The organism is Streptomyces kebangsaanensis (genome assembly GCF_001906585.1).
Classification (GTDB): domain Bacteria; phylum Actinomycetota; class Actinomycetes; order Streptomycetales; family Streptomycetaceae; genus Streptomyces; species Streptomyces kebangsaanensis.
The window spans coordinates 23,681-32,687 of the sequence record NZ_JUJA01000040.1; the positions used below are offsets into that span (position 1 = coordinate 23,681).

Below are 9,007 nucleotides of genomic sequence, written 5' to 3' on the forward strand. Positions count from 1 at the left end.
CCTGCCACGTCGCTACGCCCGTCGCGCCACGCAGATGGTCGACATCCCCGAGCGCGTCTACCGCGGCTCCCACTACAGCGACGTGTTCGTCAAGGTCTGGGCGAAGATCGCGGCCCTCGACACCGACGCCAGCTTCGAACACTGCAACGCCCACGTCACCGAACTCGCGGCATTCACCGGCCTGTCCGTCCGCGACGTCGAACGCGCCCTCACCGAAGGCCGCGCCCCCGGACCGGACGGCGGCGAACCCGAGTTCGCCACGCGGCGCATGACCCGCAAGAGCGGCAAGGGCCGCACCGCGATCCGCCAGGTCCGGCCCGTCACCACCAGCGAACGGTCCCTGCGTATCCCCGTCACCATGTGCGACGCCCTCACGCCGCGCCAGCTGCGCGCCGCGCTCCTGGCCGCCCACGCCGAAGCCGACGGACACGTGTTCACCGCCGCCGAACTGGCCGGTGAACTCTTCCACCACCACGGTGACAACAAGGGCGTACCGCTCACCGACCGCACCGCCCGCCGCCTCCTCAAGCAGCTCGAGGAGCTCGGCTGGATAGGCGTCGGCCACCGCGCCGGCCACCAGGGCCGTAACACCGTCACCCTCCACCGCCACCCGCTGCGCCCCACCCCGCTCCTCGATGCCCCCGCCGCGGCGACGGACAGCCCGGGCGAGCAGGCTCCTGCCGGTGTGCCGGGCACTGCGCCCGGACCGGCCACGGAGGCGAGTGCGGACATCCATGGCGGATCCGGTGCGGTCATCTGCGGCGGATCCCTCGCGATCAAGGAATACAGGCCGGTCCCCACTGACGTAGTTGAGACGAAGCTGGGTGGGGGTATCCGCCGTAGGCGAGGTGACCGTAAGTGGGCCGCCGATCCTGTGGATAACCCCGTGCCGGACACCTTCGGTCGTGGTGGTCGCGTGCTGCGCACGGATGACGAAGCCGCTGGCTCGCGTCCGGCCACCGGCCGCCCCGCCTACACCGGCCCCGCCCTGCAACTGTCCCCCCGGATCTGGCGCGTCCTTCAGCCCGTCCGCCATGAACTCCCCGCGATCAGCCCGTACCTGATGCGCCGGATCGCCCGCGAGATCGGCGCGCAGCTGGACGCGCCCGGCGGCAGCGAGGAGCGACTCGTCGACCGGCTCACCCGCCGCTACGCCACCACGACCACGATCCGCGACATCGGCCGCTGGCTCCTCGGGGCCGCCCTGGTCCGGCACGGCTGCGGCCGCCCGGACTGCGAGACCGGCGTCATCTGGGAGACCGGAGCCGACTGCGAGACCTGCGCCGTCACCCGGCAGACCGCCGCCGCCCGCGCCCGCCGCGACGCCGAGCTCGCCGAGCGGGCCCGGCTCCTGGACGAGCAGCGGGAGCAGCGCCTGCGCGAGGCGGAGGCCCTCGAGGAGGAGCAGCGGCGTGCCGACGGCCGTGCCCGGGCGCAGCTGCCGGAGGAACTCGGCGACGAGCCGCTGCCCAGGACTGCGGTGTTCGGTCCGCAGCGGCCGGAGCCGGTGCTGCCGCCCGCGCGGCCGTTGCCGCCGAAGAAGACCTACCGCCAGCGCGACCAGGCCAGCGACGAGGAGATCCTCGCGGCGATCGCCGAGCACGGGCCCGTCGTCGCCCTGCACATCTACGGCCATCTCAGGACGCTGCCGCTCCTGCACGGCCACCCCCATCCCGAGACCGGTAGCGACCGGAGGACTCATGCCCAGTGACCACGACGTCGCAATGTGCGGCGGCTGCTTCGAACGGATCCGGTGGGCGATCACCGTGAACGGGAAGCGCCAGGCCGTCAACGCGGACCCCGACCCCAAGGGCAACTTGGCCGCTCACACGGACGGCACCGGCACCCTCAAGGTCCGCGTGCTCTCCGCCGAGCGGCCGACGCTCGAGCACGCCGAGTGGCAGGCCATGCCCCACGCCGCCACCTGCACCAGCCCGCGCCCGCGGACGCCGCGGCCCTCGAGCCGCCCGGGCCGGCGCGCCGCCACCATCCGCTACAGCACCTGGCGGAGGACGCGGTGAGCACCTACAAGCCGAGGGAAGACGTCGCCGACATGTTGCGGAGCGGTGCCACCTACCGGCAGGTCCAGCAGCAGCTGCGGGTGGCCAACGGTGTCATCGCGGCCACGCGCCGGGCATACCGCATCCCGGTGCCCAGGCGCGCCGGCGGCGGCCGTATCCCTGCCGAGGAGCGGCCGGCCATCGTGGCCCGCATCGGGGCGCTGCTGCTGTCCGGCCGGACCTACGAACAGGTCTCCCGCGAGGTTGGGGTGAGCCTGCCGACGGTGGGCCGGATCCGTGGGGAGCTGCAGATCCCGAAGGCTGAGCGCGTAGTGCCGTCGCGGTCGGTGGCCGAGGCGCTCGCGCTGTGCATCGAGCCGTACGGCGACGGGCACGCTCGCTGGACCGGCTCGATGGCCGGCCGCATGCCCCAGCTCTTCGCCGAAGGGCGCCGGTACAACGGCCGGCACGCCGCCTTCCAGGCGCACCACGGGCGGCCGCCGGTCGGCTACGTCCTCGCCTCCTGCGGCGAGACCCCCTGCATGGCAGGCAGCCACCTCACCGACACCGTCCTGCGCACCGCGGCGCCCACCGGGAGCGGCTCATGAACCGCCGCCCCGAGACCCGGCCAGTGCCGGACGAGGACCAGCCCACCGGTACCGCCTGGCGCACCCCGAGGCCGACCCAGCCCTGCACAGCGGAAGAGCAGGCGGAGCACTGGGCCGACCTCGACGAGGTCGTGCAGGGCTGGCGCGTCGGAGATGCCGGCCGCCGCCAGTCCTACAGGAGGAGCCGGTGACCATCGCCGGGCTCCGCGCCCTCCTTCACGAGATCGACCGCCAGGGCGGCCCCGAAGCCGCCCGGCAGTGGCGCCTCCACCTTCCCGATGACACCCAGAAGGGACCCAACCCCATGGCCCAGCCCGTACCCCAGCTCTCCTCCATCCCCGAGCTGCCGCTCAGGAGCACCCCGGCCGCCGAACCGCAGCCGCTCCCGGTCGGCCAGCTCCTGAAGTGGGGTGACGAGCACGACGACCCCGACGTCCGCGACCAGGCCGCCCGCGCCCGCATAGCGCTCTACGGCCTCCGCCAGCGGCATGCTGCGGACCAGGAGCTCGCCGCCATCGCCGAGGAGCGCGAGCAGCTGGAGAAGCGGCTCGCCGAGATTCAGGCCCGCGAGGCCGAGCTCGCGCCGGCGCAGAAGGCCAAGGGCAAGCGGAAGCCGGTCGAGTATCCGGCGGCCGAGGTCCGTGCCTGGGCGACGGCGAACAACGTCGACTGCCCGGCGGTGGGCCGTGTCCCGAGGAAGGTTGTCGACGCCTGGCGTGAGGCCACCGGCAGCACCGCGGCCGGCGGCACGTCGTGAGCGAGGCCGTCGAGTGCGCGCTGTGCCACAAGCCCGTCCGGTCCGCCGCCGCGAAGGCGCGGCGGATCGGATCGGGCTGCTGGCGCAAGCTCACCCGCGCCCAGCGCGCAGCGATCCGCCGCAACCCCACTCGCATCCGTGCCGTCCTCAGCACGCCCACGCCCGTCACCAACGGACAACTCCCCTTCGAAGAACAGGTGATCAACCAGTGAAGAGCCCCGTCCCGTACTTCGGATCGAAGCAGCGCGTCGCCTCATGGATCGTGTCCCTGCTGCCGCCACACGAGCACTACGTTGAACCGTTCGCCGGCGGACTGTCCGTCCTCCTCGCCAAGCAGCCGTCCCGCATGGAAACCGTGTCCGACCTGGACGCCGAGCTCATGACGTTCTGGCGCGCCCTCCGCGACCGGCCCACCGAGCTCATCCGCGCCTGCGCCCTCACCCCGCACTCGCGCGCCGAGCTCGCCGCCACCTGGGACCCGACGAACGATGAGCTCGAGCTCGCCCGCCGTATCTGGTGCCGCCTCGCTCAAGGTCGTTCCGGCACGCTGCGGAACACCGGCTGGCGGACTACATCGACCCGGCCGGCTCGGTCACGTCGATGCCCGGCTACCTCGAGGCCTACGTCGACCGTCTCGCTGCCGCGGCGGAACGCCTCCACGCCGTGTCGCTCGAGAACCTGCCCGCCCTCGACATGATCACCAAGTACGGCCGGCAGCCCGACGTGCTGCTCTACGTCGACCCGCCCTACCTCGGCACGACCCGCGGGTGGGGCCGCAACTACCGGCACGAGATGAAGACCGAGCTCGAGCACAGGGAGCTGGCGGCCGCACTCGCCGACTGTCGTGCCGCGGTAGTCCTCTCCGGCTACCACAGCCCGCTGTACGACGAGCTGTACGAGGGCTGGCACCGGTACGAGCAGCCGACCACGACCGGTAACGCTGCCGCGGCGAAGGCGCGCACCGAAGTGCTCTGGGCGAACCGGCCCTTGGCCGGGCAGGACGGCCTGTTCGACGCCACCGCATGAGCAGCAGAACGGCCGCCCGCGGGCAGTGCGGGCGGCCGTCCACCCCCGATTCGATCACACCCACCAGGAGTCACACCATGACCACCAGCCCGCCGCCCGACCGCGTGACCGCCATCTACGACGCCATCGAGGCGCGGCAGGCGAAGGAGTCCCGCTGATGCCCGAACCCGGCCTCCTCGTCCTCGCAGGCCTCTTCTGCTGGCTCGCTGGCTGCGCGTGCTGGCTCGCCGCCGGCATCACCCACCTCGTCCACACCATCCGCCAGACCCGCGCCCGGAGGCAGCCGTGATCACTGCCCTCGTCGCCGTTCTCGCCCTCGCCACGGGCTGGTGCTGGGGCCACTTCACCGCCCGCATCCGCCACATCCCCATCAGCACCACCGCCCAGGCCGACGAGGCCTTCCCCGACATCGACACTCCGAAGAAGGACTGACCATGACCGATACCCGCTGGAACGGCGAGCCCTGCACCGCCCGCCGCGTCACCGCCATCGTCATCGACGACGGCCGCTTCCCCGCGTACTGGGCCCGCCACCTCGTCGGCACCCGCCGCAACATCGTCGAAGTGGTCTACGGCAGCTCCACGTTCTACCTGGACGACGAGGACGGCTCGGCCTGGCACAAGGTCACCCAAGGCGGCGGTTCACCGCACTGGGGACACAGCAGCATCACCATCGACCCCGACAGCATCCAACCCCGCAGCCGGGCCGCCGACCCGGACAAACCGTGCCTGCACGAGAACTTCGACGCCTACGTGGCCGTCAATCGGATCACGGCGAGCGACGCCGACCCGACCGTGGTCGGCTATGCGGCTGACATCAAGGTCCACTGCCGCGACTGCGGCGAGCCGTTCCGCTGGAGTGGAGTCCGCGCCGGCGTATCGCCCCGTGAGCCGATGTGCAGCGTCGACGAAACCGAACTGCGCGCCCCGCTCCGGCCCGCCTCCGAGGACCCGGACTTCGGGCTCGGCCTGCCTGGCTTCGCCGTCCGTTACCGGGAGGCCTGACGATGGCGCAGCGCATCAAGGCCGCGACGATCGAAGACTTCCTGCGCGACCGCGGCCGCGAGTTCAGCGAGTTCGAGGGCGGCGACTGGGACCCGGGCGTGCGCGTCGCCCAGGCCGGCCGCCGCATGGCCACCGTGTTCTGGGACGGGCCGGGCGAGGCCGACCAGTTGAAGACGATCGAGACCGAGCTGCGGGAGGGCGGCTATCACGTCGTCGCCACGCAGCAGGAGCGCGGCGGCCGCCGCCGCCTGGAGGTGACTCTCCCGTGACCGAAGACCGCCCGCACATCATCGACGACCTGCCCGCGCTCGCTGCGGCGTCCCGGAGTCTGATGCTCGGCCGCATCGCCGAAGGCCTGCGGCCCGTGTCGCAGCTCATGGCCATCGCGCACCCGCAGCTGATGGCCCGCGCCATCGCCTGGGAGACCCACCGCCAGCGCTACTTCAGCGTCGCCGCGGCGATCGGCGTCGACGAGGACACCGCCCGCACCGTCCTCGACGCCGTGGTGGAGGAGCGACGGGCCTGCGATATCCCCACCGAGGACGCCGAGGACGTTTTCGCCGAGGCCAGGCGGCTCCTGCACACCCTCTCCTACGACGCCGCCCACCTCACCGGCCAGGCGCCCGACTCCGTACGGTCGCCCGCCGCCTCGGCGTGGCCGCAGCACCCCACGATCGAGCAGACCACCGAGATGCTCGCCCGCATCCGCGCCCTGCACACCGGCATGGTCCGCACCTACGTGGCCGCCGCCCGCCCCTTCATGGACGAACTCGCCCGCGCGCTCGCCGCCCTGACCGCCACCGTGCGCAACCTGCAGGAGGCCGGCGTCATCGACGAAATCGGTAAGCCGGCCCGGCGCCGGGACCGGCCGGCCTGGCAGTCACCGTACGGACCACCACGAAGGAGGCACTGACCATGGCCGAGCAGTACCCCATCACCCGCATCGCGGTGGCTCGGATCCGCGATATCCGTAAGCAGCGCGGCATCACTGCCGAGGTACTCGCCAAAGGCATGACCGAAGCGGGCTACCGAGTCGACCGCACGTGGATCGTGAAGGCCGAGAACGGCGGCCGGGCGCAGATATCCGTCGACTGGCTCATGGCCGCCGCCGAGGCACTCGACGTGCCTGCCTCCGCCCTCTTGGCCAAGCCGAACTGCACCGCGTGCTGCGACGCCCCGCCTCCCGGGTTCGCCTGCACCACATGCGGAGCCAAGGCTGCCCGCACCTGAGCACGACGAAGGGGCGCCCTCCGCAGTCTCCCCAGGCCAGGACGCCCCATCCGATCGCCCCACCGTACCGCCCCACGCACCACAGGAGCGCTCGATGACCACCACCGCCCAGCACGACCACGGCCCGTCCTGCGCCGCCGCCACCTGCCACCGCAGCCTCCGCGACCGCGAGCTCGCCAACCGGCAGACGATCTGCAGCCCCTGCGCCCACGTCATCAGCGTCTGGCTGCAGGAGATCCCGACGCAGATCATCGTCCTCGAGGGCTCCCGCCAGCGGGAAACGACTGGCGCCTCCACCGGCGGCCGCACCGCCTACCGCACCGCGCCTCTTCCCGGCCGCGATGACATCCTCAACATCCTCGGGCCCGCCGCCTGGAACGACGGCATCCGCGACCCCTACGGCCAGGCGCAGCACGACCAGCACGGCCCCCTGCCCATCGCCGGTGTCCTCATCTGCTGGGTCCGCGTCATCAGCGAAGAACGCCGCTGGAACCCGCCCGCAACCCTGACCCCGCAGGCTCTCGCCGCCTGGCTCGGCCACCCCCCCGTCCTCGACTGGGCCGCACGCCAGCCATGGGCAGGCGTCATGCGCGACGAGCTCCACCAGCTGATGCGCACCATCCGCGACTACACCCGCCTGCGCCCCCAGCGCCGGCCCGTCCCGCAGCCCTGCCCGAGATGCGACTCCCTCACCCTCGTGGAGACCGACCACCAGCTGTACATCGACTGCACCACCTGCGAGGCGATGTACAGCCGGGAGGAACTCGCCCTGGCCGCGCGCATCACCGCGGCCCAGCTCGAGGCCGGCGCAGCCTAGCCGTGGCAGGATGAGCGGTCCGGGGCGGCATGATCCACGGCGCCCTGCCGTGACACCTGGCGGTGACGGCCGCCGCCCCATACGCACTGAAGCCCCGCCGACTCACCCGGCGGGGCTTCAGCACGTTTGGCTACTCCTGCGGCTCATCCTTCGGCGGCTTGCCCTTCAGATCGGTACGCCACCCCGGACGCGTGATGCGCCCCCGGAAGTACGGGGCGGCGAGTCGATAGTCGACCGCGTTCGAGCTGCCGACTTTGACCACAGGCGGGAAGTCCGGATCTTCACGCGAGATCTTCGACAGTCGCTGATGAGTGATCCGCTCGACGATTCCGTCAGCGACGAGTCTGCGCGCGAGCTCACGGAACGACACCATGTCCGGCCCTCCTTCGGCCTCGGTCATGAACACCATCCTGTCTGACCTTGTTGCCACGTGGCAATAAGGTCGCTACCTTGAAATCAGCACAACGGGAAAACCCCTCGGCCCATGCGGAGCGGCAACTCCGGGCCGAGGGGTGGACCCGTCCACAGCGATCACAAGGAGCAGGTCCGCTATGGAGCGTACCGACCAGCAGCCCAGCCCGGCGCAGCCCCAGCCCAACCAGATCCTCGCCCAGCCCGCCACCGTCCAGGCCTGCCAGCAGGACTACGCCGCCGGCGCCGACGTCCGCCAGACCATGGACAAGCAGGAAGCGAGGCGCCGCTGATGGCCCTCACCACCCTGCTGCTCGCCCTCGCCGACCGGCTCGACCTGCAGCCCAACCGGCTCGCCGACCTCCACGCCATCCGCGGCCGCGCCCGCCACCTCGGCCTCACCGGCGAGTGGGCCGACCTCCTCCCCGAGCCGGACGGGGCCCACTGCGCCGAGTACGCCACCCGCCTCCGCACCCTCGCCGGAGGCCACTCGTGAGCTTCCTCGACCGCCTCCTCGGCAACGACCGCGAACGCGCCGCCACCCGGTACGCCGGACAGGAGTCCGCCTCCGACCGGGCCGCCCGCAAGCGGCGCGAGGGCCACCGCCGCAACCTCACCAAGACGGCGCGCGAGGGCCAGGCGTGGGAGGACCGCGACCGCCGCCGCTTCAGCTGACCCCGCCCGACCCGGCCGGCCCCGCACCCCGAGCGGGGCCGGCCACCTGCCCGCGAAGGGAACCCCATGTCGCCCACCGGCGATCGCATCCAGCTCACGCCTCTGCAGCGCAGGCTCGTCATCGCCGTCGCCGCCGGGGCGGTCGTGATCGCGCTGATCGGATTCGTCGGCTCCTACGCCGCCGTACGCGAACTCGCGAAGACCAAAGGGTTCGGCGACTTCGCCAACGCCTTCCCCATCGGCATCGACGCAGGAATCCTGGTCCTGCTCGCGCTCGACCTCCTGCTCACCTGGCTGCACATGCCGCTCGCCATGCTCCGTCACACCGCATGGCTGCTCACCGCCGCAACGATCGCGTTCAACGCCGCCACGGCCTGGCCCGACCCCATCGGCACCGGCATGCACGCCGCGATGCCCGTGCTGTTCGTGGTCGTGGTCGAAGCGGCCCGGCACGCGATCGGACAAGCCGCCGACATTAC

Annotated in this window: 21 protein-coding genes; 20 read left to right on the forward strand and 1 reads right to left on the reverse strand. The window is 72.1% G+C overall.

Annotated elements, in window-relative coordinates:
- The 16 genes from RH94_RS05325 to RH94_RS05375 all read left to right on the forward strand — a co-directional run.
- Positions 1-1,711: hypothetical protein (locus RH94_RS05325; RefSeq protein WP_158073020.1), on the forward strand; the 1,711-nt coding region annotated here is incomplete at its 5' end.
- A complete protein-coding gene (locus RH94_RS05330; RefSeq protein WP_143203956.1) occupies positions 1,701-2,021 on the forward strand; it encodes a hypothetical protein in 321 nt (106 codons plus the stop codon). The genes RH94_RS05325 and RH94_RS05330, both read left to right, overlap by 11 nt.
- Complete coding sequence (locus RH94_RS05335; protein ID WP_073946494.1) at positions 2,018-2,608, forward strand: hypothetical protein; 591 nt, start codon at positions 2,018-2,020, stop codon at positions 2,606-2,608. The genes RH94_RS05330 and RH94_RS05335 overlap by 4 nt, the downstream gene beginning before the upstream one ends.
- Entirely contained in the window at positions 2,605-2,799 is a 195-nt protein-coding gene (locus tag RH94_RS40235) for a hypothetical protein (protein WP_143203957.1), read from the forward strand. The genes RH94_RS05335 and RH94_RS40235 overlap by 4 nt, the downstream gene beginning before the upstream one ends.
- Entirely contained in the window at positions 2,796-3,365 is a 570-nt protein-coding gene (locus tag RH94_RS05340; protein ID WP_073946495.1) for an Lsr2 family DNA-binding protein, read from the forward strand. The genes RH94_RS40235 and RH94_RS05340 overlap by 4 nt, the downstream gene beginning before the upstream one ends.
- A complete protein-coding gene (locus tag RH94_RS05345; protein ID WP_073946496.1) occupies positions 3,362-3,577 on the forward strand; it encodes a hypothetical protein in 216 nt (71 codons plus the stop codon). The genes RH94_RS05340 and RH94_RS05345 overlap by 4 nt, the downstream gene beginning before the upstream one ends.
- 50 nt (positions 3,578-3,627) lie before the next feature.
- Positions 3,628-4,062: a DNA adenine methylase gene (locus RH94_RS42465; protein ID WP_234425557.1), complete on the forward strand. Its 435-nt coding sequence runs from the start codon at positions 3,628-3,630 to the stop codon at positions 4,060-4,062.
- Positions 3,966-4,391, forward strand: coding sequence for a hypothetical protein (locus RH94_RS42470; RefSeq protein ID WP_234425559.1), 426 nt, complete (start codon positions 3,966-3,968; stop codon positions 4,389-4,391). Before RH94_RS42465 ends, RH94_RS42470 begins: the two co-directional genes overlap by 97 nt.
- Entirely contained in the window at positions 4,388-4,549 is a 162-nt protein-coding gene (locus tag RH94_RS40605; protein WP_158073021.1) for a hypothetical protein, read from the forward strand. Before RH94_RS42470 ends, RH94_RS40605 begins: the two co-directional genes overlap by 4 nt.
- Positions 4,549-4,680, forward strand: a complete 132-nt coding sequence (locus RH94_RS46070) for a hypothetical protein (protein ID WP_267893338.1) — start codon at positions 4,549-4,551, stop codon at positions 4,678-4,680. Before RH94_RS40605 ends, RH94_RS46070 begins: the two co-directional genes overlap by 1 nt.
- Positions 4,677-4,823, forward strand: coding sequence for a hypothetical protein (locus RH94_RS40610; protein WP_158073022.1), 147 nt, complete (start codon positions 4,677-4,679; stop codon positions 4,821-4,823). Before RH94_RS46070 ends, RH94_RS40610 begins: the two co-directional genes overlap by 4 nt.
- A gap of 2 nt (positions 4,824-4,825) precedes the next feature.
- Entirely contained in the window at positions 4,826-5,395 is a 570-nt protein-coding gene (locus RH94_RS05355) for a hypothetical protein (protein ID WP_073946497.1), read from the forward strand.
- Positions 5,396-5,397: 2 nt separating this feature from the next.
- The gene (locus RH94_RS05360; RefSeq protein ID WP_073946498.1) at positions 5,398-5,664 is read left to right on the forward strand and encodes a hypothetical protein; all 267 of its coding nucleotides are present in this window, start codon (positions 5,398-5,400) and stop codon (positions 5,662-5,664) included.
- Positions 5,661-6,308, forward strand: a complete 648-nt coding sequence (locus tag RH94_RS40615; RefSeq protein ID WP_073946499.1) for a hypothetical protein — start codon at positions 5,661-5,663, stop codon at positions 6,306-6,308. The genes RH94_RS05360 and RH94_RS40615 overlap by 4 nt, the downstream gene beginning before the upstream one ends.
- 2 nt (positions 6,309-6,310) lie before the next feature.
- Entirely contained in the window at positions 6,311-6,625 is a 315-nt protein-coding gene (locus tag RH94_RS05370) for a helix-turn-helix domain-containing protein (RefSeq protein WP_073946500.1), read from the forward strand.
- A 94-nt stretch (positions 6,626-6,719) separates the two neighbouring features.
- A complete protein-coding gene (locus RH94_RS05375) occupies positions 6,720-7,442 on the forward strand; it encodes a hypothetical protein (protein ID WP_073946501.1) in 723 nt (240 codons plus the stop codon).
- A 130-nt stretch (positions 7,443-7,572) separates the two neighbouring features.
- On the opposite strand, the gene RH94_RS05380 is transcribed toward RH94_RS05375, so the two are convergent.
- Positions 7,573-7,842, reverse strand: a complete 270-nt coding sequence (locus RH94_RS05380; RefSeq protein ID WP_234425548.1) for a hypothetical protein — start codon at positions 7,840-7,842, stop codon at positions 7,573-7,575.
- Between the two features lie 151 nt (positions 7,843-7,993).
- Between RH94_RS05380 and RH94_RS40620 the strand changes: the two genes are divergently transcribed.
- The 4 genes from RH94_RS40620 to RH94_RS42475 form a co-directional block, all read left to right on the forward strand.
- The gene (locus tag RH94_RS40620; RefSeq protein ID WP_158073023.1) at positions 7,994-8,146 is read left to right on the forward strand and encodes a hypothetical protein; all 153 of its coding nucleotides are present in this window, start codon (positions 7,994-7,996) and stop codon (positions 8,144-8,146) included.
- Positions 8,146-8,349 carry a hypothetical protein gene (locus RH94_RS05385; RefSeq protein ID WP_073946502.1) on the forward strand — a complete coding sequence of 68 codons (204 nt, stop codon included), beginning with the start codon at positions 8,146-8,148 and terminating at the stop codon, positions 8,347-8,349. The genes RH94_RS40620 and RH94_RS05385 overlap by 1 nt, the downstream gene beginning before the upstream one ends.
- Entirely contained in the window at positions 8,346-8,528 is a 183-nt protein-coding gene (locus tag RH94_RS05390) for a hypothetical protein (protein WP_073946503.1), read from the forward strand. The genes RH94_RS05385 and RH94_RS05390 overlap by 4 nt, the downstream gene beginning before the upstream one ends.
- Positions 8,529-8,594: 66 nt before the next feature.
- Positions 8,595-9,007, forward strand: a 413-nt coding sequence (locus RH94_RS42475; protein ID WP_234425549.1) for a DUF2637 domain-containing protein, incomplete at its 3' end; no start/stop codon positions are given.